The sequence below is a fragment of the Flavobacterium sp. GNP001 genome (genome assembly GCF_054343775.1).
This window is the reverse complement of record NZ_JBTGUX010000001.1, coordinates 1,808,409-1,833,103: the sequence shown is the minus strand read 5'-3', so window position 1 is coordinate 1,833,103 and position 24,695 is coordinate 1,808,409. Positions and strand designations below refer to the sequence as shown.

Genomic DNA, 24,695 nt, shown 5'->3' with positions numbered 1-24,695 from the left:
ATAAAATTTGAAAAGTACTTCTAATTTTATTGAAAATTAAGTAATTTTTTAATAAGAACCAAAACAAGTAATCGGTCTGTTTTGGTTCTTATTAAAAAAGTTGTATTCTAGCCATTATCCTGCAAATCCTCAAGAGTTTCTACACCAATTATTTCTTTGTATACAACATAATACATTGAGTATAAAAAAGGAATAGTAAAAACAATACCGATGCAACATCCTAAAAATCCAATAAAAGTAGCAATTGAACTCACAATGATTAATCCTAAAAGAGTAAGTGGCTGTTTGGATACAACAAGAATACTAGCCTGAATAGACTCAATCGCTTTTAGGTTGCCAAAAATGATAAATGGAACTGATAAAAAAGTAAATAACGAAAGTATTACTGACGAAATCGAGCCTACAAATGGAATTTGGAAATAGGTAATTGTGTTTTGTAAAACAGTATTCACGATAGCTAATAGTGTTGTAGCTATCAATAATTCTACAAAATAAGGTGCTTTATAATATTGAAACATGGTCGCAATACCAAATTCCTCATCTTTGTCAGCACTTTGCGCCATTTTTGTTAAACCAGCCGGAAACGGACATGTAATAGCTGTAATAATTATTGTTGCGACCGAGACGTATAATAAAATCTCTAGAGATAGATTTTCTAATTGTAAGTTTTCTGGTTTTAAAATGGCCTTTAATTCAGGAAATCCAATAAAGGCAACAGCTATTCCGAAAAGAACTAAACAAAAAAGAGTGAAAAACACAAAAATCATTAAGCCTCCATACCAAGCAATTTTTTTATAGTTTTCTATGGTGTTGTTGAATACGGTTCCAAAATCAAGTTGATATCCTTGTTCTTTGATTTCGGCCAGGCGTTTTTTGGTGTAGGTGTTCATGGTTGTTTGCATTGGTTTGGTTTTAAATTATTATTTTTTAATAGTCGCATTTTTTGTAAAAAGTTTCATTTTTTGTTTTAAATAATTTTAAGAATCTACTACTTCTTCAAATATTATATATCATAAAAAGATTGTGCGGCTCCGAATATTTTATGCAACTACATCCATTTTAGTAGTTTACGAATGGTTTTTAATTTTTCTTTATATGGAGCATAGCGCAAAGGTAGGTCAAGCCAAGTTCCTCTTTTTACGATCGATTTTTGATGGGAGAAAATATCAAAACTTAGTTTTCCGTGATAAGCGCCCATCCCAGAATGTCCTACACCACCAAATGGAAGTCTCTCGTTTACTAAATGCACCACTGTGTCATTGATGCATCCGCCTCCAAAAGAATGATTTTGCAAAACATAATCAATATATTTTTTGTTTTCAGAAAACAAATAGAGTGCAAGCGGTTTTTCGTAATTGTTGATAATTTGATCTACTTCGGAGGTCTTAGTGTAAGAGATAATTGGAAGTATTGGTCCAAAAATTTCTTCAGTCATTATTAAACTATCTTTTGCGGGTTCATCAACTAAGGTCGGAGCTACGTAAAAACTATTTTTGTCTGATTGTCCTCCAAAAAGTATCGATTGGTTTTCGAGAAGTTGCAATTGTCTTTCCCAATTTTTCTGATTGATAATGCGAGCGTAATCTGGAGACTCTTGTGGATTTTCGCCCAATGCCGTGGTAATTTCAAAACGTAGCGCCTCAATCAATTGCTGTTTAACAGATTGATGCACCAAAACATAATCAGGTGCTACACAGGTTTGGCCAGCATTTACAATTTTTCCCCAAACTATTCGTCGTGCACTGATTTTAATATTGGCGGTTTCATCAACAATACACGGACTTTTTCCGCCTAATTCTAATGTAACTGGTGTAAGATGTTGTGCGGCCGCCTTGGCTACAATTTTACCTACTGCCACGCTACCCGTAAAAAAGATGTAATCCCATCGTTTTTCTAGTAAATCTGCCGCTACTTTGGCATCACCAGTAACCACGACTACATGTTGTACCGTAAAAGTTAAACGTACAATTTTAGCAATTATAGCGGCGGTATTTGGTGTAAGTTCAGAGGGTTTTAGTGTAACAGCATTCCCCGCTGCTACAGCGGCAACAAGCGGACAAAAAGCAAGTTGAAAAGGATAGTTCCAAGGGGACAAAATTAAAACATGTCCGTATGGTTCACTGTAAATATAGTCAGATGAAGGAAAGTTGAGTAACGAAGCACGAACTTTTTTAGGTTTGGTATAAGAGTCAAAATTTTTGATCGTTGCTTTAAGGTCACTTATAACATAATTTGTTTCGGTTAAAACAGCTTCAAAATCGGGTTTTTTAAAATCATCATATAGCGCTTTTATAATTTCGTCTTCGTGTTGTGTAATTACTTCGAGCAATTTTTTTAACGATTCTTTTCGGTACCCTAGATCGGTTTTATATTTCATGAGATGATTTTATTTTAAAAGTACAATTTAATTAGTTCAAAGCCAATTTTGATTTTAATAAAAAAGCGAGCTGATATAGCTCGCCGTATTTGGTTTTCATGTCTCTAAAATTAGAAGGAATGGGTTTTTTAAATGGCATTCCAAATTACATCATCGGGTGTTGGAGCAATGATTTCTAGTTTTTCTTTTGTAACCGGATGGTCAAAAACTAATTTTCTTGCATGTAAATGAATACCTCCATCGGGATTGCTGCGGTCAAAACCATATTTTAAATCACCTTTTATAGGAGAACCGATTGCAGATAGTTGGGCGCGAATTTGATGGTGTCTCCCGGTGTGCAAATTAATTTCAAGCGCACAATAATTATTGAGTTCTTTTATGATTGTATAATCTAAACTGGCCAATTTACTGTCGGGTACTTCTTTTAAATGCGCTTTAGAAGTATTGTTTTTTTCAGTTCTTTTCAAGTAATGTACCAACTTATCATGGCTTTTTTGAGGCTTGTTTTTAACCACACACCAATAGGTTTTTTGAGTTGCGCGATTGCTAAACAATTCGTTCATTCTGCTCAGTGCTTTACTGGTTTTTGCAAAAACTACAATGCCTGTAGTAGGGCGGTCTAAACGATGAACAACTCCCAAAAATACAGCACCTGGCTTATCATACTTTTCTTTGATATATTCTTTTACAACCTCCGGTAATGGCTTGTCACCAGTTTTGTCACCTTGAACAAGATCTCCTACGCGTTTATTAACAACAATAAGATGGTTGTCTTCGTGCAGAATTTGAAGGTTGCTTTTATTTGATACTATTTTCATTCGGATTTCCCAGTGGGGAATTAAAGCTTAATATTGTTCGCTAGCGTTTGGAAAATCAGATGATTTTACATCGGCCACATATTGTCCAATGGCTTGTGTCATCCCTTCGTAAAGGTTCATATAGCGACGTAAGAAACGAGGACTGAACTCATTATTCATTCCCAACATGTCGTGAATAACCAAAACTTGTCCGTCTACACCACCACCAGCACCAATACCAATTACAGGAATCGAAATACTTTGCGCTACTTTTTCAGCTAAGTGTGCAGGGATTTTTTCTAATACCAAAGCAAAACATCCTAGACGCTCTAATAATTTGGCGTCTTCGATTAATTTATCAGCTTCTTCTTCTTCTTTTGCACGAACTGTATACGTTCCAAATTTATAGATAGATTGCGGTGTAAGACCTAAATGTCCCATTACCGGAATTCCAGCATGTAGTATTTTTTTAATCGAATCTTTAATTTCGTGACCACCTTCTAATTTAACTGCATGACCACCACTTTCTTTCATGATTCGGATAGCAGAGCGTAATGCTTCTTTTGGGTCTGATTGGTAACTTCCAAAAGGCAAATCAACTACAACTAAGGCTCTTTCAATAGCTCTCACTACTGATGAGGCGTGGTAAATCATTTGATCTAACGTAATTGGTAAAGTCGTTTCGTGACCTGCCATAACATTTGATGCTGAATCTCCTACCAAAATAACGTCAATACCAGCAGTATCAACTATTTTAGCCATCGTATAATCATAAGCGGTAAGCATCGAGATTTTCTCGCCGTTGGCTTTCATCTCGATCAATGATTTTGTTGTGATGCGTTTGTAATCTTTTTTTGCTACAGACATAATTCTTTTATTTGAGGCGGTAAAGGTAGTAAAATGAATATTTTTTAATCAAAAATGTAACACTAAGTTTGTAAAAGTACTAATTAAAAAAATGGAAGATATGAAGCGTATAGTTACCGTTATGATTTTGTGCTTTTTTGCGGGAAGTTTGCAAGCACAGGAGGTAGAAAAAGAAAAAGTTAAAGTTACAATAATTCAGTTTTTTGAGGCTTTTCATGCCAAAGATACGGCACAACTCAAAACATTTTGTCACCCGAAAATGCTGATGCAATCCATAGCAGAAAAGCCAACAACTGCAACGGTAACTGCTGATGGTGTGGCGAGTTTTATGAAATCAATTGCTTCAATTCCAGCCGGAATGGCCTTCAAGGAAGAGTTAAAAGGATTTCATATTCAAATACAAGGCGCTATCGCTCATGCTTGGACGCCTTATGTTTTTTCGGTTAATGGCAAAGTGAGTCATACTGGTATTAACGCTTTCACTTTCGTGAAAAATGCCGATACTTGGCAAATTGTGCACTTGATTGACACTCGTAAAAAATAGATTTTATCGAATTATTTCGGCTGAAGTTTCAACAAAATGAAACGATAATTATTCTAACAATCGGCCATATTTACTGCAATAGCAAGACCGCCTTCGGATGTTTCCTTGTATTTGTTGTTCATGTCTTTAGCTGTTTGCCACATGGTATCGACCACTTTGTCTAGCGGTACTTTTGCATTTTTAGGATCGGTTTGCAAGGCAAGTTCAGCGGCATTGATCGCTTTTATGGCACCCATAGTGTTGCGCTCAATACACGGAATTTGAACCAATCCGCCAATTGGGTCGCAGGTAAGTCCCAAGTGATGTTCCATCGCTATTTCGGCAGCCATTAAAACTTGTTCCGGAGTTCCGCCCATTACTTCGCATAAAGCGGCTGCGGCCATTGCTGATGATACACCAATTTCTGCTTGACAGCCTCCCATTGCTGCTGATATTGTAGATCCTTTTTTGAAAATACTTCCAATTTCACCGGCTACCATCAAAAATTGTTTGATTTCCTTGTTACCTGCTTGATGATTTTCAATTACCAAATAATACATCAATACGGCTGGAATCACTCCTGCGCTACCATTAGTTGGAGCAGTAACTACACGTCCTAGTGCGGCGTTTACCTCATTTACCGCAAGGGCAAAAGTAGAAACCCATTGCAAAATTTGTCTGAATTTGACTTCAGTTTTTCTGATTTCTTCCAACCAAGTTTGTGGCGAATCATAATTAGATAATCCAATTAAATTTTGGTGCATGTCGAAAGCGCGTCGGCGCACATTGAGTCCGCCTGGCAATATGCCTTCTGAATGGCAACCAATATACATACATTCTAACATGGTATGCCAAATGCGCAGTAACTCGTGATCAATGATGTCTTCGCTTCGCATTGATTTTTCATTCTCGTAAACAATCTCCGAGATCGATTTGTTTTCCTGACGGCAAATGGCTAGTAATTCAGTTGCTTTGTCAATAGGATAGGGGAAAGCGCATTTTATCTTTACTTTTTCCTTGGCATTTACGCGTTCTTCCTTTACTACAAATCCACCACCAATAGAGTAAAAGGTGGAAGCATACTCTTTTTCATTGCTCAAATAGGCCGTAAAAGTAAGTGCATTGGCATGAAAAGGTAAAAAGTTTTTATTGAAAACTATGTCTTGTAAAAAGTAAAATGGAATATTTTTTTCGTCACCCAACAATAGTGTATTCGTGCTTTCGATGCTTTGAATGATGCTGTTGATGTTGGCAATCGGAATGTACTCTGGATCTTGTCCGCTTAACCCAAGCATCACGGCAAGATCAGTTGCGTGTCCTTTTCCTGTTAACGAAAGGGAACCGTATAAATCGATTTTGATACGCGTTACTTCTGAAAAAATAGATGCTTCACGAAGTTCTGTCAAAAAACGCTCTGCCGCTCGCCACGGACCTAAAGTGTGGGAACTCGATGGGCCAACGCCAATTTTTAACATGTCAAAAACAGAGATACATTCTTCCATTTGTAGTGTGATTTTGTTACTTGCAAATATAATAGAATGTGGCAATGATGCTAGTTAAAAAGTAAATATTATTGTTTTTTTAGTAGTGATTGCCTCTGTATTATCAGTATTTCATAAAAAGTAGTTGATTTTGACGGATGTATAATGAGTACTTCAAAACTACTTTTTCAGTTCGAAATAGTTTGTGGATAATACACTAAATGGCTATTTTTGAGGCATAACTAATTGAAACAATATGAAAAAAACTTTTTTTTCTTTCGGACTACTGCTTGCTTTTGTCTGGAATATGCAGGCGCAAGTTCAAAGTCCCTCGGAATTTTTACCTCTTTATGGGAAACAAATTTCATACTACCATCAAGTAGAAAATTATTTTAAACATTTGACCGAAAAATCTCCCCTGATCAAACATCAGAAGTATGGAATAACTGCTGAGCAACGCGATTTGAGTGTTTATTTTATCTCATCAGAAGAAAATTTATCGCAATTAGATGCTATCAGAAATAATAATCTTGCGGCCATTGGTATGTCAGCCAATCGCACTGCAACTATTGGTGATAAACTGATTGTTTGGTTGAGTTTTAACGTACACGGAAATGAATTTGCTGGAACCGAAAGTGCCATGACAGTGGCTTATGAATTGCTCAATCCAAGTAATGCAGCCACCAAAAAATGGTTAGAAAACACGATCGTTATTCTTGATCCTTGCATCAATCCAGATGGATATTCAAGATACGGAAATTGGTTACGCGAAATATCTGGAAAGCAAACGCATCCTGAATTATCAGATAGAGAACACATGGAAGCTTGGCCAGGCGGGCGCTACAACCATTATATGTTCGACTTGAACCGTGATTGGGCTTGGCAAACACAAATTGAGTCGCAACAACGCATTGCGCTTTACAACCAATGGATGCCGCAAGTTCATACTGATGTGCACGAGATGGGCTATGATTCTCCTTATTTTTTCCCGCCATCGGCAGAACCTTTGCACGAATATATTGAGCCGTATCAAAAAGATTTTCATGCTACCCTAGGTCAAAATATCTCAAAGAAATTCGATGCTCAAAATTGGATGTATAATACGAGCGAGCGCTTTGATTTATTTTATCCAAGCTATGGTGATACTTATCCAACCTACAACGGAGCAGTGGGAATGACGATGGAGCAAGGAGGAATAGGCGCCGGTCGTGCAGTAATGATGAGTAATGGAACTGTTTTAACTATCAAAGACCGTTTAACGCATCACGCCACTGCAGTGTTAACCGTGGTAGAATCAGCAGCAGGACAAGCGGATGTTTTATTGAAAGGCTTTAGAGGATTTATGAATAATTCTCGTAAAACGGTAAAAGGGAATTACAAAACTTATGTCTTGAAGCAAAACCCTAAATTAGTACAACTAGCCGATTTGCTCGCTAAAAACAATATCGAGTACAGCTATGCAGCAGGTTCTCAAAAAGCAACAGGTTTTGATTATTATACAAAATCCGATAAGGCTTTTTCGGTAGAGCCAAATGATATGATTGTAAAAGTGGACCAGCAAAAAGCAGTTTTTGCACAAGTATTATTTGAACCGAATCAAAAATTAAACGATAGTTTATCCTATGATATTACTGCATGGGCTCTTCCGTTAGCTTATGGAGTTCAGGGTTATGCTGTAAAAAACAATCTTCTTGTTCCCACAAAAAAGAGTATTGAAACCGCTGAAAAAGTAGTTCCAAAACAGGTTTATGCTTTTTATATTCCATGGAATAACAGAGTTTCAGCGCAAGTTTTGTCTGCATTACATCAAAAAAATATCAAAGTACGTTCAGCTATGAAAAAAGCCGTTTTTGGTGATGTTGTAGTGGAGCCAGGAGGATTGATTGTAACCAAAACAGATAATATCAAAATGGCTGATTTTGAAAATACAGTTGCTAATATTATCAAAGTTAAGAACGATTACAATTTTATACAAACAGGTTATTCATCTAATGCGAAAGATATTGGTGGAGAAAATTTCGTTTTGTTACGAGCGCCAAAAGTAGCGTTATTATCAGGAAAAGGAGTGTCAAGTACTGAGTTTGGTGCTGCATGGTATTATATGCAAGAAACAATTGGTTATCCTGTGAGTGTGGTTGAGACTGCTAATTTCAATAGAGTGAATTGGAACAGTTACACCACTTTAATCTTGGCCGATGGTTATTATTCATTGTCGGAAGAGCAACAAAAAAAATTAGCTGATTGGGTTTCCAATGGAGGAAAAGTCATTGCGATGAACAACGCATTGTCTCTATTTGATGGTAAAGAAAATTTTGCACTTACCCGTTTTGCTACTGATGAAGAAAAAGAAAATGCTGCGAAAGCCGATGACGAAGCCGAATTAAAAGAGCGCTTTTTGGATTTTCAAGATGCAGAACGTAGGTCGATTTCAAAAGCAATTCCGGGTGCAATTATTGAAAATGTATTAAATAAAACACATCCGTTGGCTTTTGGTTTGGGCGATAAATATTTTAGTTTGCGTACCGATGACAGACATTATTCGTTGTTAAAAGGAGCAACAAATGTGGCTTACGTTCCTAAAGATTTTAAAAGTTATGGCTTTGTTGGAAGTAACATTCGCAAGAAATTAGACAACACAGTAAGTTTTGCTGTTGATTATAAAGGAAATGGGACCGTAATTTATATGGTTGATAATCCTTTGTTTAGAGGTTTTTGGGAAAACGGAAACTTACTTTTCAGCAATGCATTGTTCTTGGTAAACTAAGCCAACTCCAATTCAAATAAAAAAGAGCATCATTACAAAATGATGCTCTTTTTTTATACTTGTTTAAAAAGGATATCCAATGGCTAGATTGAAGATGAGGTTTTCTTTGCGCCAAGTTCCATTTCCGAAATTGATTTGATCTAAAACCCAACGATTTCCTGAAGGTAAATTAGGCTTTCGCAAAGGAAAAGCAAAATCGGTTCGCAAAACCAGAAATGAAAAATCAAATCGCAATCCAGCTCCGGCACCTACAGCGAGTTCACTCATGAAATTCTTGGTAAACTTAGCTCCTGGCTTGTCGCTATTTTCGTTTAACAACCAGATATTTCCAGCATCTACAAAAAGAGCTCCTTTAACAGGTCCAAAAATTTGTGCTCGATATTCTGTATTGAACTCTAGTTTGATATCACCGGATTGGTCAGGTAAAAATGCATTACTATTTGTAGTTGATCCATCAAAACTTCCCGGGCCAATTGAGCGCACTCTAAAAGCACGCAAACTATTTGTGCCACCAATAAAAAATTGTTTGATAAACGGCATTTCTCGCGAGTTTCCATAAGCGTGACCTACACCTGCAATTACTCTTGTAGCCAATTGCGACTCGCGACCCAATTTATAATAATGTCTAAAATCATTTTCAATTTTTATAAACTGACTGAACGGGACATTAAATATCGAGATAGTATCGCCTTTTTGAATGTTTGCACCTGTTGCTAAACCTGCAATATTCCCTGCCAAGTCAATACTACCTTTATAATAAAAAGTGTTTTTCTTTCTTTTTTGCATCGTATTGGTGTATGTGTACGAGTAAGTAGGACCAAAAATAAGCTGCTTTTCGATAACTTTTTCTAGAGTAGGGTTGCTAGCAATTTGTTGTAAATAAAGATCGGTTACGTTTTGTGGGCTTGCATAGGTAATCTCTGAAATTTGCAAAACGTGCTCTTTGCGTTCGTTTTCTTTCCACAAATACCCAAACGAACCTTTAAATGTTTGTAAAGAATACAAATTGGTTCTGTTTTGAAACTCGTAACCAAGCGTTGCTTTTGTTTTTGGTACAAAGCCAGATGGCGCTTTTAGTTTAAATGGTGATATTAATCGTGGCCAAATCAAATTAGCTTCTGTTCCCACACGATATACATTAAAACCGTTATTTTGTCCCGAAACTTGAACCTCGACACCTCCAAAAGCAGATACTGTGAGTAATTCGGCTCCACGAAAAGTATTTCGGTTACTCCAATTCAAGTTAAGTTCTGTACCAGTATAGTTCGCAGAGTTTGTTTTGCCAAGAAGTTCTAATTGCAATGATTTTCTTGGCAAAGGAGTGAGGTAATAATACGCGTCAAGATAGTTAGCGGTTGTATCTGATACTGTGAATTGATTTTTTACGAATTTAAAAGTACCCAAATTCACCAATCGATTTAAAGATAAATTATGATTTGTACGATTGTACAAATCGTTTTTTTTAAAGTAAAGTGCTCTGTCGAAAATGCGTGGTTTGAATAATTTTGCAGAATCAATAATGGTCAAATCATTGTATTTGGTAATAGAATCTGCTGATTGTTTGATGCCATTTGGTCCAATAGAATAATTAGGATAAACAATTATTTTATTGATCTTGTATGGTGTTAGTCCTAATTTTGGCGTAGTCTCTTTAATTTTTACAATTAAATCAACTTGATTTTTTGCTACAGTGCTATCAACTTGCACTAAGATGTAATCAGGATTAAAATAATAAAATCCTTTTTCTTTCAAGCGACTATCTATACGATTGCGTTCCTCTTTTATAACCTCCAGATTGTATTGTTTATTTATTTTTAAAAGGCTACGACGCATTGTGGCATTCACAGCCTTACCAATTTCAGAGGAGTCGGTCTGGAATTTTACAGATTTAATGGTATAAGGTTTCCCAGGTTTAACCGTGTACAAAACACTAGCAAGTTTGCCTTTCGTGGTAGAGTCGGCTGAAACTCTCGTTGTAAAAAAACCTGAATTTTCACTGTAATTTTGCAGTACATTTTTGGTGTACTCAGGATCTATTTGGCTGTAAAGTACGGGCGCTTGTCCTGCTTTGTTTTTTAACCAATACCTGAAACCTTTTTCTTTTTTTGGATTTCCCGCAAAGGCGTAAAGATATAACCTTGGTCGCATACCAAAAAAGCTTGCGTTTGGTTTTGGGCGTACTAAATCTTCTAAACTATTTTTTAATAATTTTCTATCCTCTTTTGAAGTGGCGGTATCTTTTACGGTTACCTTGGCGCCGGTGTATAAAAGTTCACCTTCGGGCAAAAATTGTGTACCGCTGCAAGCAGATAGCAAAAATAGGCAAAGTACCATTGGTAAATAATGACTCTTCATGTTGTTATTTTTTTGGCGTTGCTTTTTTTGATTTTTCTTTTGGTGCTTGACTCTTTTTAAACAATTCGCTGAATTTATTATAATCCATCGTAATTACAAATGACACGCCCGTTTCAATAACTTCGCCTTGCAGGGCTACTTGGTATTTGTTTACTCGATAGGCGCGAGCTTTGTATCTTCCATCTTTTGATATCTGATAATCAAGAGCTACGTCGCCTGCAATATTGCTTGCGTTTTGGTTGGCTTGCTGAGATCCTTCGAGGCCAAAACTACTTCCAACCGTCACTTTCAAACGGTCGTTCAACAACTTTTTCGAAATCCCTACACTTAAATCGGTTTTGTTTTCACGTTGGCCGGTGGTGAAATCTTCGGAAGTATTTAAGTCAAAGTTGAGTTCAACACCTTGAATTAAATCGCCTGCTAAATTGTTCAATTGTTGCGATAAAAGTTTACTAGCACTCTCTCTGGCCAAAGCCGAAACTGAGGTACCGCCATTTTCGCTAGCAAAAGGATTCTCACCAATGAAACGATTCAAAAGTAAAAGTGCAAAAACTTGCTTATTTAATTCGTCCTGCTGTGTTCTAATTTGTTCTAACTTGGCTTGAGTTGAATTAATAATCTCGGTAGCCACATTATTATTTCCTTCTGGCAAAACAATATCAAACGAGATAGTTGGTTGCAGCAATTCACCATTCATTTTTAGTTCGGTTTCAAACGGAATTTTCTCTTTGTAGGTGTTGCGAACTGATGCACTTACATCGCCCAATTGATCATTGACCAAATCAATAGGAGCGGCCTCAGTTTTGTATACTGCCGTAATGTTAATATCAGCTGTTGTTGGCTCGCCGGTCCACAAAATATAGCTTCCTGATTTGATATCGAATTTCCTTTTGATGGCGTTAAAATTCATTTCATAACTTCCTTCAGAAAGTTCGTATCGGCCTGTTAAACTGGTTTTTCCTGAAGGATCAATACCACCGTTTAATTGTGCCTCACCTTTTAGTTTCAAGAAATCACCATTTGCTTTGTCGATAATAATTGATAATTCAGCTTCTTTGTCAACCTCGATATTTACCGATGCGTTTATTCCTTTTACCTCAGTGCTGCTGCTAAATTCTTGTAGTGCGATTGCTGTTGCAGCTTTTGGTTTGTCCTGATCAATAAATTCAACAATACCTTCGCGGTCAGCAATCGATGGATCTGACTGGGGTAGAACAATATTAAATTTTGTGTCTTTATTAATTGTAACGGTCCCTTCAATTTGAGGGCTATCTAATGTTCCGCTAATTTGTAATTGGTTGTCAAGATACAATTCACCATAATACAAATCGTTGTCTTTGGCTTTAGAGTTGACCGCTTTAAAGTTTTTAGCATCGATGGCTAAATCAAAGCCCATATTAGTAAGGTTACTAATGTCTATTTTACCGTCAATAATAAGGTCATTCTCTTTTTCATCTTTGATGGTAAAGCGATTTAGCACTATGGTATTAGGTGCAAAAGTAATTTTATCATTGATTTGTTGAAACTTAGCGTTCAATGGTTTGACTGTAAAACCAAATGAATTGAATTGTACTTCTCCTAAAAGTTCAGGCTTTGAAGTGTTTCCTTTTAGATTCAATTGCCCGGATAGAAAGCCATTGCTGTCAATTAAATTACCTAAAGTAAAACCTTGAATACTCTTTAATTGTAATGCTTTTAGATCGATGTTCAGGTCAAAAGTACTGTTTAGGGCATTGTAGATTCCCTTCAATTCCGCTTGATTTTCCTGGCTACTTATTTCAATATTGGCATTGTATTGATTGGCTATTGCGTTATCAATTTTAATTTTCAGGTTACCAACGGTATCTTTTTTAAAGGTTAAATTTTGTACATCTAAATCAGAGATAAAAAGTGGACTTGGAGTATTAATAGTAACCTTTGCTGCACCATTAATTTTACCGCTCAATTGCAGGTCGTTTTTCTCAACAAAACTTGTAATTGTGCTGATATCAAAATCTTTAAATTCTAGTTGCAAAGGTGCATTTTCGGTATTGGGTTCGGATTGAATTTGTATTTCACTTCCGTTTTTTTTCAAGTTAAAATCGGTAATCAACAGTCCTTTTTTACCAAAACGAATGCGATTACTGTTGGCAATTTCCCAAGGTTCGTAATTCAAAACGAATTGATTACTATCAAAATACAGTTCTTGATTACCATTTGTGGCAACTAATTCTCCGGTCAAAAGGTAGCGTTCTTTATCTTTCTTATCTTTTAATTGTAATAGGTATTCAACAGTATTATTTTTCACACTGCCTTTTAATTCTGTATGTGGTAATTCTAAAGCGCTGTTTTGGATATCATCTACCAAAAACTCATACAATAGAGCTTTATTTTGCGTATCAACTTTTAAAGCAGCATTAGTTACAGTTACACCTGCATATACCATTTTTGGTACGGATCCTTGGATGGTGATTGTATCGTTAACCGAATTGTATCGGCCAGAAAAATTAATTGGCTCGAGACTTTTCAGATCTGGAAGCAATTGAAATAAGATAGGATGATCTACTACAGCTACTTTAAATTCAAATTGTTGAGGTGCTGTATTTTTTTTCTTTTGAGCAGGATTTGTACTGTAGTAAGCAGCGATTGATTGAGATAAAGCTGTTCCTAATTGTGATAACGAAAAACGTCCATTTACAGCAGCATTCATAAATGGTGCTTTCAATTCTATAACATTGCTTTGCGCTGTAGATTTGGCTGTAACTTGAATAGAATCAATTACAAATTGCTCTTTAGCATTTGTAACTTCAATATTTTGCGCTACAATTGTTCCGTTCAGAAAATCTAAATTTGCCGATTGGATATCAGCATCTACAAAACCTCTTAGTTTTAAAGGACCTGCATGCAGATTTAATTTTTCAAGATCGGCAATATCCATATTGAGTTTGATTTTTCCAGTTGGATATTTGTCTCTAAAACTTCCCGAGCTCAACATTGTGAAATTCAAATTAGGATCTTTTGCCGAAGCAGTAGCTTGAAATAATCCTTTTTTAATAGCGCCTTTTAATGCAATGCTTTTGTAATTGTATTTATTAAAATAAGCTTTTACAACATTTGCATTTAATGCCGCAGTTGCTGTTTTTGGATTAAAACCAGTTCCTTTAACATTGGCAGTAGCACTTATTTTACCAATAGAATCGTTTTTTAGTAGTTTCCCTAAGTCAAAATTGACAAATGTAGCTTGTGCTTGGTACTGTTCCGCATTTTTTCTTCTTTGGTCTAAACTGGCATTTACCTTGGCAATTCCCATACTGCTATTAAAATTGAGCATTGTTTTGAAAGACTGAATGGTTCCTTTAAAAGTACCATTTAAGCTCAATCGTGCGGGAAGTTGAATATTGTTTGGAATCACGCCTTTTGGTACAAACGAATAAATATCTTTTGCTGTTGATTTAAATTCTTTAATCTTCAAGTTGAAAACCGCTTTTTCTATGTCTGGCAAGCCTTGTATTGTGCCACTTGCAGCTAATTTGGTATTGCCTATTCCGCTTACCTCAAGTGAGGGAATTACTAAATTTTTAAGTTTTCCTTTTACCGCACCGTCAATTAAGATAATAGCTTTGGGATTGGTTTTAAATGGCGGATTACTGGCTAATGCAGGTGCTAAAATCAAAATATCTTGAGTACCCAAACGACTCTTTTTAAGACGTGCAATGACACTCAAATCTCCCGGATTTTTGGATAAAGCTTCAATTGAAGGATAGCCAACTTGAATTTCATCACGAAGTTCAGTATTTGGGGTTTTTAGATAGAGATTTTTGATAAATGAATTCTTTTTTCCATAAAAGAAATTTCCTTTCAAAGATTGAATGTTCAAACCGCTTTTATCTTTTATTGTAAGTTTGGTGAGGTCTCCTGAAATATTTTCTGGATTGTAGTTTAAAGATTCCAAATCCATATTAAAGTTGCGCAAATGCATGTGGTTGTAATCAATCCCTTTTGCTACAGGAGCCGCGTTATTGTTATTGAATTTAAAATCAACACGCTGCAAAGCTGTTTTCTTTATTTTGATTTCCCAACCTGTTGTTGCGGCTACTTCTTGAACTTTTTCAATTTTTTGTGTGGTGTTTTTGTTCAGAGCTAATTCTCCTTCAACTCCTGTTAATTCAACGCTTTCAAGAATTGCAAATTGGTTGTTGAGGTCAAATTTATCAATTGTTGCTAACAGTTTTTTAAAGTAAAATTGAGTATCGATTTTGCTGTTTTCGTCGGCATACACTACTTTAATTTTACCAAAATCCAATGCGCCTAGTTTTAATTTCAAAGGTGTTGTTGGATTCGAATTTTTATCATCAATTTTTGTCTTACTAGGAGCTGATTTTCCTTGTTTGTAAAGAACTGTTAAACCATTTATTTTAATTTTCGGAACGTCAAAGTCCATCTTTTCCAGATCAAACTTTTTGATGGTCGTTTGAAAATGATTGATTTTGGTATTCAGTTCATTATTGGCAGTAGCATCTTTGTAGCGCAATTGAATACGGTCTAGCGCAATAGACTCCACCGAAAATGTCATTGGTGTGCTTTTTTTATCTTCTATTTTTGGAGGTGATGTAAATGCTTGAGTAATATAATCAAAGTTAAATACGCCGTCTTTTGACCTTGAGATATTAGCTGTGATTCCCTCGAGTGCGATACTATTAATTTCGACTTTATTGCGTAACAATTGAAACATGCTGATATCAACCGCAAGTTTTTCGCCAGCTAAAAGGGTGTCCTTTTTTTGGTCTTCAAAGTAAACACCTTGCAAGATTACATTTTTAGGAAAACCAATTGAGAGATGCTCAATTTTTACTTTCGTTTTAATTTTGTCTTGCAAATAAACCACAGCTTTGTCTTTGGCATAAAGCTGAACAGAAGGAATTTGAATGACAATCAAAAGCAGTAGAAAAAGGGCAACTAAACCACCCAAAATCCATAATGCGATTTTCAAACTTTTTTGTAAGTATTTTTTCAAACGTAGCATTTTAAATTTAAAACAACTATTAGTTGCAATTTTGCAATCCTGATGGGATATAATTATATACAAAGGTCGCTAATTTGCCTTACAATTGCTTATAAAACTTTTGTTTAAAATTGTATAATTTCTCTTTTCGCCAAAGCATTAGTTGTTACTCTAAATTTGAATAAAAACAATTTTTACGAGATATTAGTTTTGAGAGCTTTTTAACTAGAAGTACCAAGATGTTTTTTGAAAATAAATTGAATAAGGAGGTCAATAAAAAACTAGGAAAATTTTATAAAAACCCTCCTAGTTTTAAAGGTACGCAAACCAATTTCCTTTTAAAATGGGTTTAAAAAAGAGCGTTATAATTTGAATTATTTTGTAGAGAAATTATCGCTTTTTGGAAAAATACTCAAAGCTTGCATAGCCAATTCTGGAGTAGGAGAGGCCAGTTTACGCAGTTTTACATCCATCCAAGCGCCATCAACGGTGATGGTTGCGCACACTTGATCTTGTTCGTTTTTGAATTCGTGAATGATAGACCATCGAGAGCCATCTTCATTCACTTTTGAGGTTTTAGTATGCATGACAATACGATCTGAGAGTTTGATTTCTTTTCTGAATACGCATTCTTCTCTAAATAAAATAGGTCCAAAACCTTGCGCTTGCATGACTCTCATAGTCAACCCCAAGCTTTCTAAAATTTCAATTCGATGTTGTGCACCAAAATCGTAATAAGCACTATGGCGAACATGAAAATTAGGATCAAGATCAGACCATCTAAAGGATAACTCTTTGGTAAATGAATTCATTTTTGGTGATTTAAAGTATAAAATATATTTGTTGCTAAATTGCAAAAAAAGATTGACAATTTCTTGTGGTTTTTGACGAAAAATGAGCTGTGGAGAAAAGAAATTGCTATAGATTGGATAGGGTTGAAATTATTCTTGCGCCTTCGTTTTTTTATTTATGTAGTAAAAAAAAGCCTCTTTGCAGAGGCTGATTTGTTTTTTTGAAATTGTTTGTGGAAATGCTTAGCGAATCGTTTTTACAAATTCTGCAATGGTTCCTGTTCCTTGTTCCGTGAGATGTTTGATGAATGCACTTCCAATAATAGCTCCTTTTGCATATTGTGTGGCTTGCTGAAAAGTAGCTGCATTATTGATACCAAAACCTACTACTTGCGGGTTTTTCAAATTCATGTTGGCAATGCGTTCAAAGTAGGCTTCTTGCGAAGTTCCGAATCCGATTTGTGAGCCGGTAACACTAGCCGAGCTTACCATATAAATGAATCCGTCAGAAACACTATCAATAAATTGAATGCGCGCCTCAGAAGTTTGAGGAGTGATTAGGAAAATGTTTTTTAAACCGTATTTTTCAAATGTAGATTGATAAGAATCAGCATAAACGTCAACTGGTAAGTCAGGAATAATGAGTCCGTCAATGCCAATAGCGGCACATTGTTTGCAAAATTCTTCGATTCCATATTGTAACATTGGGTTAAAATAACCCATAATGATCAACGGAATAGAAACGGTTTTGCGAATGTCTTTTAGTTGATCAAATAAGACCTGCGTGGTCATACCGTTGTGTAAGGCCTGCGTAGAACTTTCTTGAATGGTTGGTCCGTCAGCCAAAGGATCACTAAATGGCAAACCAATTTCGATCATATCGACACCATTTTTTTCTAAATCTTCGATGATTTGAACGGTATCATTCAAACTTGGGTATCCAGCTGAAAAGTAGATGGAGAGTATTTTTTTTGATTCTTGTAATTTCTGATTTATTCTGTTCATTGTAAACTCTTTTTGTGTCTTTCAGCAAGGTTTTAGCAAGCTAAAGCATTTATTTTTTATGTTTGATGCGATTACTGTTATCTATTAACTTTCAATATAAATCCAAGCAGTGATGCCTGATTTTAATGTGATTTCAGTCCTTTTGTAAGCGTTTGATTCAAATTGATCTGCTTTGATAAGATCATCGCTTGTTACTGCAAAGGCAATTCCGGTGATTGCATCAGCGGGATCATCGCTTGGCATGGCTACAAAATAATCTTCCATTCCAAATTCTTCTTCAATTTGCAAACCTTTTAGTTTGTATCCTGTAAGTTGGTTTTCGGTTCCGATTAAAAGTTTATTAAAAACTTGCATCTGAATTTCTTTAGACTGAAGGGTACCGTAGGAGAATAAATATTCCATAAGTAGTTTGATTTCTGGTTATTGGTGTGCGTTAGGGATGGAAGCGGCATCCTTTTTCATGGCTTTTTTTGCCATGAAAAAGATACAGCGTACAGCCCGACCCGGCGGGAAACGCCCCAAATATACTGATGTTATAAGTTGAAATAATCAATGTATGTATTTAAATCTTTGTCGCCACGGCCAGAAAGGTTGATGACTACAATATCCTCAGGTTTGAATTTCATTTCGTCTAAAACTGCAAAGGCGTGTGCGCTCTCGATCGCAGGAATTAATCCTTCGGTTTTTGATAATTTGATACCCCAATCCATGGCTTGTGCATCGGTAATTGAAATGAATTGTGCACGTCCGGAAGCAAATAAGTGCGCGTGCATTGGACCGACACCAGGATAATCAAGACCAGCTGAAATACTGTACGGCTCGGTAATTTGGCCATCGGTGGTTTGCATTAACAAAGTTTTGCTACCATGAATAACGCCCACTTTACCTAGTGCTGAGGTTGCGGCACTCTCGCCAGAATCAACGCCTAGTCCTGCTGCTTCAACGGCAATAATGTTCACGTCTTTCTCGTCAAGAAAGTGATAGTACGTTCCGGCTGCATTGCTACCGCCACCTACGCAAGCTACCACATAATCAGGGTTTTCGCGGCCTTCTTTTTCAAGCAATTGTGCTTTGATTTCTTTTGAAATAACCGATTGGAAACGCGCTACCATATCAGGATATGGATGCGGTCCCACCACTGAACCAATGATGTAATAAGTATCTAGCGGATTGTTAATCCAATCTCTAATCGCTTCGTTAGTAGCATCTTTTAAAGTTTTTGATCCTGAAGTTGCTGGACGAACGGTAGCGCCTAACATTTTCATACGAGCCACATTGGGAGCTTGGCGCTTGATGTCGACTTCGCCCATGTACACAATACACTCTAAGCCCATCAATGCACATACAGTTGCGGTGGCTACACCGTGTTGTCCTGCACCAGTTTCAGCAATAATTCGCGTTTTTCCTAGGCGTTTAGCTAGTAAAATTTGACCGATTGTATTGTTTACTTTATGCGCACCAGTATGGCATAAATCTTCACGCTTTAAGTAAATTTTGGTATTGTATTGCTCTGATAATCTTTTGGCAAAGTACAATGGAGTAGGGCGACCTACATACTCACGCAATAAACTGTCAAACTCCTCTTGAAAAGAAGGTTCGGCTGTGATTTTTAAATAATTCTGACGTAGTTCCTCTACATTTGGATATAACATTTCAGGGATAAATGCACCACCAAATTCTCCGTAATAACCTTTCTCGTTTACATTGTAACTCATGATATTTTTTTTAAAAGTTTATTGTTTCAGTAGTTCCTGAAACTGCTTTAATGCATTACTGTTTTTTAATCCTGCCTCAATTTCAAATTTACTATTCAAATCTAAGGCGTATACGGGTAAGTTGCTTTTTGTTATTTCTTTTATTTGTGCTACTTCATTAATACCAATTCCGCCACTTAAAAAAAACGGTTTTTGCGAAGGATAATTTTCTAGCATTTTCCAGTCGAATACGGTACCGTTGCCACCGGGTAATTTTCCTTTGGTATCGAATAAGAAAAAATCGCAACTGTCTTCAAATTCTTTGATTATTTCGAAATCAAAATCACTCCCAACAGAGAAGACTTTAAAAATTTCGATGTTAACACCCAGAACTTCTCTTAAATCTTGGCAAAATGCAACAGATTCGTGTCCGTGTAATTGTACGGCTTTTAAATCGTGTTGGTTGACTTTTGCTTGTATTTCAAGCACGCTTGCATTTACAAATACCCCAACTTTTTTTATTGATGCTGGTAAGGTTGGAATAGTTCCTGTGAAATACCTTGATGATGGTTCCCAGAAAATAAAGCCCATGTAATCTGGCAAAAGCGCAGCAACTTCGAGAATGTTTTCAGAGTACTTCATGCCGCAAATTTTCATGGCGTAGCCAATAGGTTTTGCAGTATTTGGTATTTCTTGTTCTTGCATTGTGAGCGATTTAAGAGTGTTTATCGTAATTTTTTATTTAACCTAATTGTTGAATGAATTCAGCAGCTGCTGCGCCTGCGTTATCGGTTTTCATGAAGTTTTCTCCAATTAAAAAACCTTTGTATCCGTAAGGTTTTAATTCTTGAATGGCCGCTACTGATGAAATACCACTTTCGGAAACCTTAACAAATTCATCCGGAATATGAGCTGCCAAATCCTTACTGAAATCTAAGCTGACTTCGAATGTTTTTAAATTGCGATTGTTAACGCCGATAAGATCTAAGGAAGGCATAATCGATTTGTGTAACTCTTCAAGATTGTGTACCTCGAGCAACACTTCTAGATTTAAACTCTTAGCAAATTCAGATAATGATTTGATTTCGTCTCGCGTTAAAACGGCAGCGATTAGCAAAATTAAATCGGCGCCATGTGCTTTGGCTTCTAAAATTTGGTACTCGTCAACAATAAATTCTTTTCGCAAAAGCGGAACATTTACACTTGCTCTTGCTAGTAGCAAATCGTCAAGCGAACCACCAAAATATTTCCCATCGGTTAGTACCGAGATTCCGCAAGCACCCGCATTTTCATATCCTTTTGTCACTTCTTCAACGGTGAAGTCGTAATTTATAGCTGCTTTTGAAGGTGATCTGCGTTTGTGTTCGGCAATAATTCCGGAACTGCTGTTTAATAAATTTGATCGCAATGAAATGGTTTCTTTGTTGAAAAACACTGACGATTCTAACTGCGAAACAGGAATGATATTTTTTTTGAGAATAACTTCTCGTTTTTTGTCGATTATGATTTTATCTAAGATATTCATTCTTATTTGTTTAACGTTTTGTTTGTTTAAAGTTTCAAGTTGTTCGAAATTCTAACAACTTTAAACCTCAAACTTTAAACTATTTTATTTACTCAATTCCTGCAATCTGGTCAAAGATAAAAGTCCTTTTCCGGATAATAAACTTTCTTTTGCTATTTGAAATCCTTCTAAAGGACTGCATTTAGTAACCGTTGCGATAGCCATTGCTGCATTGGCACAAACTACATTATTTTGAGCCTCAGTACCTTTGCCAGAAATGATGTTAGTAAACATTTGAGCCGATTCGTCAATTGTTTTTCCGCCTTCAATATCTGTTTGTAGCAATAGGCTTGCTCCAAAATCTTCAGGGTGCAACATGCCTTCCATTGTATTGCTTATGGTTTTGGTAGCACCTGTTAAGGATACTTCGTCATAGCCATCAAGTGAGTGCAAAATTGTGAAATTTACCTCGGTATTTTGATAGAGATAGGCATACATTCTAGCTAATTCTAAATTAAAAACACCTACCAATTGATTTTTAGGAAATGACGGATTTACCATCGGTCCCAACATATTAAAAAAGGTTTTTACAGCTAATTCTTTTCTGATGGGTCCCACATTTTTCATTGCAGGGTGAAAAAGTGGCGCATGCAGTACGCAAATACCCGCTTGATCGATGGAACGCTCTAAAAACTCCGGGTCGTTACTGAACTTAATTCCCATTTTTTCCATGACATTGCTCGATCCTGAAACAGATGATAAGCCATAGTTACCGTGCTTTGCTACTTTTATACCAGCACCAGCAGCTACAAATGAAGCCAATGTTGAAATGTTAAAAGTATCTTTTCCATCGCCACCTGTTCCGCATAAATCGATAGCATTGTAAGCAGACAAGTCAACGCGAATGCACAATTCTAGCAAGGCTTCGCGAAATCCTGCAAGTTCATCAATTGTAATGCTTCGCATCATGTAAACGGTCAAGAAAGAAGCAATTTGGCTACTGTTGTAACTTCCGTTCGAAATATTAATCAATACCTCCTTTGCCTCTTTCTTTGAAAGTATTTCGTGATTAATTAGGCGGTTTAATATGTTTTTCATTTTTGTATCTGACTTAAAGTTGAGAGTCTTTGGGGCTTATGACTAATTTTTCACCCAATTTTCTAAAATCTTTTTACCATTAGGCGTCAAAACGCTTTCGGGATGGAATTGTACGCCACGAACATCAAAAGTTTTATGACGCAAAGACATAATTTGTCCGTTTTCGTCAACAGAAGTAGCTTCAAGTACTTCGGGTAAATTGCTTTCGACAACCCACGAGTGGTAACGTCCTACTTCAAATGAATTACCCAAACCTTCAAACAAAGCTTCATCAGTAACGGTGGTTTGCACCATTGAGCTTACACCGTGATAAACTTTGTCTAAGTTGGTTAATGTTCCGCCGTATACTTCGCCGATAGCTTGTTGGCCTAGGCATACTCCAAAAATACTTTTTGTTGGGCCATATTTTTGAATAATCGCTTTTAGTAAACCAGCTTCGTCAGGAATTCCAGGTCCTGGCGAGAGTAAAATTTTATCAAACGAAGCGATTTCGTCTAACTCAAATTCATCGTTTCGGTACACCGTAACTTCGCAATTTAAATCTTCTAGGTAGTGCACTAAATTGTAAGTGAAGCTATCGTAATTGTCTATGACTAGTATTTTTTTCATTTTTATTATTGAAAAATTGAAAGATTTAAAGATTGCTTCGCCAGTTCGCCGCTAAGGCTCGTGTAAAAATTCTATTTTAGACAATCTTTAAATTCTTGAATTATTAAATCTTTAAATTAGTTTTTTATATTGTCTCCGCTAGATCCAAAGCTGTATTTAATGCTCTTAATTTATTGTACACTTCCTGCATTTCGTTTTCTTCATCTGATCCTGCAACAATTCCTGCACCTGCTTGGCAATGCAATTGATGGTTTTTACTTAAAAAAGTACGAATCATAATGGCGTGATTAAAGTTGCCTTCAAAATCCATAACACCAATTGCACCTCCGTAAAAATTTCTATTGGTTTTTTCGTACTCTTCAATCAGTTGCATGGCTCTATGTTTTGGTGCGCCACTCAAGGTTCCTGCTGGAAATGTATCGGCTACTACTTGCATAGTTGTGGCATTTTCATGCAAATGTCCTGTTACCTTGGACACTAAATGAATTACATGCGAGAAAAATTGAACCTCACGATAGCGCTCCACGTTTACTGCATGGCCGTGGCGACTGAGATCGTTTCGAGCCAAATCAACAAGCATAACGTGTTCGCTGTTTTCTTTTTTATCTTCGGATAATTGTTTGGCTAATTCAGCATCTTTTTCGTCATCGCCAGTTCGTTTAAAAGTTCCTGCGATTGGGTGAATTTCAGCCTTTCGATCTTTTACGATAATTTGCGCTTCGGGCGAAGACCCAAATATTTTAAAATCGCCATAATCAAAGAAAAACAAATAAGGTGAAGGATTTATGCTGCGTAAGGCACGATATACATTGAATTCGTCTCCTTTAAAGCCTTGTGTAAATCGGCGTGAAAGTACCAATTGAAAAACGTCTCCGCGGAAGCAATGTTTTTTTGCCAAAGCTACATTGTGCTTGAACTCGGCATCCGTTAAGTTCGAAAATCCAGCTCCTTCTTTAGTGAATTTATACGAAGCAATATTGCGAGACTGCAGCAATTGTTCAATTTCTGAAATATTATTGTGACCGTTTATGCTGTGGCAAAAAATATAAGCTTCATTTTTAAAATGGTTGATGGCAATTATATTTTGGTAAACCGCATAATAGATATCGGGAATGGTATTGCTATTCTCTTTTTTAGCAATAGTTACTTTTTCAAAATAACGCACAGCATCATACGAAATGTACCCAAACAAGCCGTTATTGATGAATTTAAAATTATTTTTTTCAGATTTGAATTGTCCTGAAAATTCTTGAATAATTGACGGTACATCTGTACTAGCTTCGATTGCCGTTTTTTCAAAAGTTCCATCAGGAAACTGCTTGTAAATCGTTTCATTTTCTATTTTTATTGAAGCGATGGGATTGCAACAAATGTACGAGAAGCTGTTGTCGTTACCGTGGTAATCGCTACTCTCAAGCAGTAAACTATTAGGGAATTTATCTCTAATTTTTAAATACACACTTACAGGCGTAATAGTGTCTGCAAGAATTTGTTTGTAGTGGGTATGTAAAGCAAATGATTTCAAGATCTTGTATTTTTAGTTGATTGGGTTTGATTTTTTGATACATAAAAAAAAGGCTTGTCGTCATGACAAGCCTTTTTGTATAAGTAGTTTTAAACATACTATAGGAGCTCTCTTCACGACGATTGACGTAAATTGTTCCACCACCAAGTATTGTTTAAAATTGTGTTCATTTTTTATTTTTATGGTGCAAATATAGAAATGATTATCGGACTTGCAAATAAAACGGTTGTTAAAAATGAAGCAGTTATCACGCTATTTTGTTAAATCCTGACTGAATATTAATTGGTATATAAAAAAGAACCCCAACAATTGCTTGTTGGGGTT

At 36.2% G+C, this 24,695-nt stretch carries 18 protein-coding genes; 2 read left to right on the top strand and 16 right to left on the bottom strand.

The features are described 5' to 3' along the window. Window positions 1-107: 107 nt before the first annotated feature. The 4 genes from ACXX8U_RS07785 to panB form a co-directional block, all read right to left on the bottom strand. Entirely contained in the window at window positions 108-902 is a 795-nt protein-coding gene (locus ACXX8U_RS07785; RefSeq protein ID WP_458565361.1) for a hypothetical protein, read from the bottom strand. Window positions 903-1,048: 146 nt separating this feature from the next. Beyond that, window positions 1,049-2,377 (bottom strand): aldehyde dehydrogenase, encoded by a 1,329-nt coding sequence (locus ACXX8U_RS07780; protein ID WP_458565360.1) that lies wholly within the window; start codon window positions 2,375-2,377, stop codon window positions 1,049-1,051. Between the two features lie 128 nt (window positions 2,378-2,505). Further along, window positions 2,506-3,195, bottom strand: coding sequence for an RluA family pseudouridine synthase (locus tag ACXX8U_RS07775; protein ID WP_458565359.1), 690 nt, complete (start codon window positions 3,193-3,195; stop codon window positions 2,506-2,508). A 27-nt stretch (window positions 3,196-3,222) separates the two neighbouring features. After that, entirely contained in the window at window positions 3,223-4,041 is an 819-nt protein-coding gene (gene panB, locus ACXX8U_RS07770; protein WP_210791340.1) for a 3-methyl-2-oxobutanoate hydroxymethyltransferase, read from the bottom strand. Between the two features lie 100 nt (window positions 4,042-4,141). Here panB and ACXX8U_RS07765 point away from each other — a divergent pair, with 100 nt between their 5' ends. Then, window positions 4,142-4,585, top strand: coding sequence for a nuclear transport factor 2 family protein (locus ACXX8U_RS07765; RefSeq protein ID WP_458565358.1), 444 nt, complete (start codon window positions 4,142-4,144; stop codon window positions 4,583-4,585). A gap of 53 nt (window positions 4,586-4,638) precedes the next feature. Here ACXX8U_RS07765 and ACXX8U_RS07760 read toward each other — a convergent pair whose 3' ends face one another. After that, a complete protein-coding gene (locus ACXX8U_RS07760) occupies window positions 4,639-6,066 on the bottom strand; it encodes an L-serine ammonia-lyase (RefSeq protein WP_458565357.1) in 1,428 nt (475 codons plus the stop codon). 235 nt (window positions 6,067-6,301) lie between these two features. Here ACXX8U_RS07760 and ACXX8U_RS07755 point away from each other — a divergent pair, with 235 nt between their 5' ends. Continuing rightward, a complete protein-coding gene (locus ACXX8U_RS07755) occupies window positions 6,302-8,809 on the top strand; it encodes a M14 family zinc carboxypeptidase (RefSeq protein ID WP_458565356.1) in 2,508 nt (835 codons plus the stop codon). A 63-nt stretch (window positions 8,810-8,872) separates the two neighbouring features. Here ACXX8U_RS07755 and tamL read toward each other — a convergent pair whose 3' ends face one another. From tamL to ACXX8U_RS07700, 11 genes are all read right to left on the bottom strand, one after another. Beyond that, complete coding sequence (gene tamL / locus ACXX8U_RS07750) at window positions 8,873-11,164, bottom strand: translocation and assembly module lipoprotein TamL (protein ID WP_458565355.1); 2,292 nt, start codon at window positions 11,162-11,164, stop codon at window positions 8,873-8,875. 4 nt (window positions 11,165-11,168) lie between these two features. Then, window positions 11,169-16,157, bottom strand: a complete 4,989-nt coding sequence (locus ACXX8U_RS07745; protein WP_458565354.1) for a translocation/assembly module TamB domain-containing protein — start codon at window positions 16,155-16,157, stop codon at window positions 11,169-11,171. A gap of 362 nt (window positions 16,158-16,519) precedes the next feature. Then, the gene (locus ACXX8U_RS07740; RefSeq protein WP_166133634.1) at window positions 16,520-16,957 is read right to left on the bottom strand and encodes an acyl-CoA thioesterase; all 438 of its coding nucleotides are present in this window, start codon (window positions 16,955-16,957) and stop codon (window positions 16,520-16,522) included. Between the two features lie 222 nt (window positions 16,958-17,179). Next, window positions 17,180-17,941 (bottom strand): tryptophan synthase subunit alpha, encoded by a 762-nt coding sequence (gene trpA / locus ACXX8U_RS07735; RefSeq protein WP_458565353.1) that lies wholly within the window; start codon window positions 17,939-17,941, stop codon window positions 17,180-17,182. Between the two features lie 84 nt (window positions 17,942-18,025). Further along, complete coding sequence (locus ACXX8U_RS07730; RefSeq protein WP_458565352.1) at window positions 18,026-18,343, bottom strand: gamma-glutamylcyclotransferase family protein; 318 nt, start codon at window positions 18,341-18,343, stop codon at window positions 18,026-18,028. A 131-nt stretch (window positions 18,344-18,474) separates the two neighbouring features. Beyond that, on the bottom strand, window positions 18,475-19,656 hold the full coding sequence (trpB, locus tag ACXX8U_RS07725) for a tryptophan synthase subunit beta (RefSeq protein WP_210791324.1): 1,182 nt from the start codon (window positions 19,654-19,656) through the stop codon (window positions 18,475-18,477). Window positions 19,657-19,674: 18 nt separating this feature from the next. Continuing rightward, a complete protein-coding gene (locus ACXX8U_RS07720) occupies window positions 19,675-20,340 on the bottom strand; it encodes a phosphoribosylanthranilate isomerase (RefSeq protein WP_458565351.1) in 666 nt (221 codons plus the stop codon). A gap of 37 nt (window positions 20,341-20,377) precedes the next feature. Further along, entirely contained in the window at window positions 20,378-21,160 is a 783-nt protein-coding gene (trpC, locus tag ACXX8U_RS07715; protein ID WP_458565350.1) for an indole-3-glycerol phosphate synthase TrpC, read from the bottom strand. An 84-nt stretch (window positions 21,161-21,244) separates the two neighbouring features. Beyond that, window positions 21,245-22,237 carry an anthranilate phosphoribosyltransferase gene (trpD, locus tag ACXX8U_RS07710; RefSeq protein ID WP_458565349.1) on the bottom strand — a complete coding sequence of 331 codons (993 nt, stop codon included), beginning with the start codon at window positions 22,235-22,237 and terminating at the stop codon, window positions 21,245-21,247. Between the two features lie 42 nt (window positions 22,238-22,279). Continuing rightward, a complete protein-coding gene (locus ACXX8U_RS07705) occupies window positions 22,280-22,846 on the bottom strand; it encodes an anthranilate synthase component II (RefSeq protein WP_458565348.1) in 567 nt (188 codons plus the stop codon). Window positions 22,847-22,970: 124 nt separating this feature from the next. Next, window positions 22,971-24,371 (bottom strand): anthranilate synthase component I family protein, encoded by a 1,401-nt coding sequence (locus ACXX8U_RS07700; RefSeq protein WP_458565347.1) that lies wholly within the window; start codon window positions 24,369-24,371, stop codon window positions 22,971-22,973. Window positions 24,372-24,695 lie beyond the last annotated feature (324 nt).

Excerpts from the sequence above, each read along its gene's own strand:
- panB (WP_210791340.1), bottom strand. The coding sequence starts at position 4,041 with ATGTCTGTAGCAAAAAAAGATTACAAACGCATCACAACAAAATCATTG.
- trpA (WP_458565353.1), bottom strand. The coding sequence starts at position 17,941 with ATGAACAGAATAAATCAGAAATTACAAGAATCAAAAAAAATACTCTCC.
- ACXX8U_RS07705 (WP_458565348.1), bottom strand. The coding sequence starts at position 22,846 with ATGAAAAAAATACTAGTCATAGACAATTACGATAGCTTCACTTACAAT.
- ACXX8U_RS07780 (WP_458565360.1), bottom strand. The coding sequence starts at position 2,377 with ATGAAATATAAAACCGATCTAGGGTACCGAAAAGAATCGTTAAAAAAA.
- tamL (WP_458565355.1), bottom strand. The coding sequence starts at position 11,164 with ATGAAGAGTCATTATTTACCAATGGTACTTTGCCTATTTTTGCTATCT.
- trpD (WP_458565349.1), bottom strand. The coding sequence starts at position 22,237 with ATGAAAAACATATTAAACCGCCTAATTAATCACGAAATACTTTCAAAG.
- trpB (WP_210791324.1), bottom strand. The coding sequence starts at position 19,656 with ATGAGTTACAATGTAAACGAGAAAGGTTATTACGGAGAATTTGGTGGT.
- ACXX8U_RS07740 (WP_166133634.1), bottom strand. The coding sequence starts at position 16,957 with ATGAATTCATTTACCAAAGAGTTATCCTTTAGATGGTCTGATCTTGAT.
- ACXX8U_RS07760 (WP_458565357.1), bottom strand. The coding sequence starts at position 6,066 with ATGGAAGAATGTATCTCTGTTTTTGACATGTTAAAAATTGGCGTTGGC.
- ACXX8U_RS07720 (WP_458565351.1), bottom strand. The coding sequence starts at position 20,340 with ATGCAAGAACAAGAAATACCAAATACTGCAAAACCTATTGGCTACGCC.
- ACXX8U_RS07775 (WP_458565359.1), bottom strand. The coding sequence starts at position 3,195 with ATGAAAATAGTATCAAATAAAAGCAACCTTCAAATTCTGCACGAAGAC.
- ACXX8U_RS07730 (WP_458565352.1), bottom strand. The coding sequence starts at position 18,343 with ATGGAATATTTATTCTCCTACGGTACCCTTCAGTCTAAAGAAATTCAG.
- ACXX8U_RS07785 (WP_458565361.1), bottom strand. The coding sequence starts at position 902 with ATGCAAACAACCATGAACACCTACACCAAAAAACGCCTGGCCGAAATC.
- ACXX8U_RS07765 (WP_458565358.1), top strand. The coding sequence starts at position 4,142 with ATGAAGCGTATAGTTACCGTTATGATTTTGTGCTTTTTTGCGGGAAGT.
- ACXX8U_RS07755 (WP_458565356.1), top strand. The coding sequence starts at position 6,302 with ATGAAAAAAACTTTTTTTTCTTTCGGACTACTGCTTGCTTTTGTCTGG.
- trpC (WP_458565350.1), bottom strand. The coding sequence starts at position 21,160 with ATGAATATCTTAGATAAAATCATAATCGACAAAAAACGAGAAGTTATT.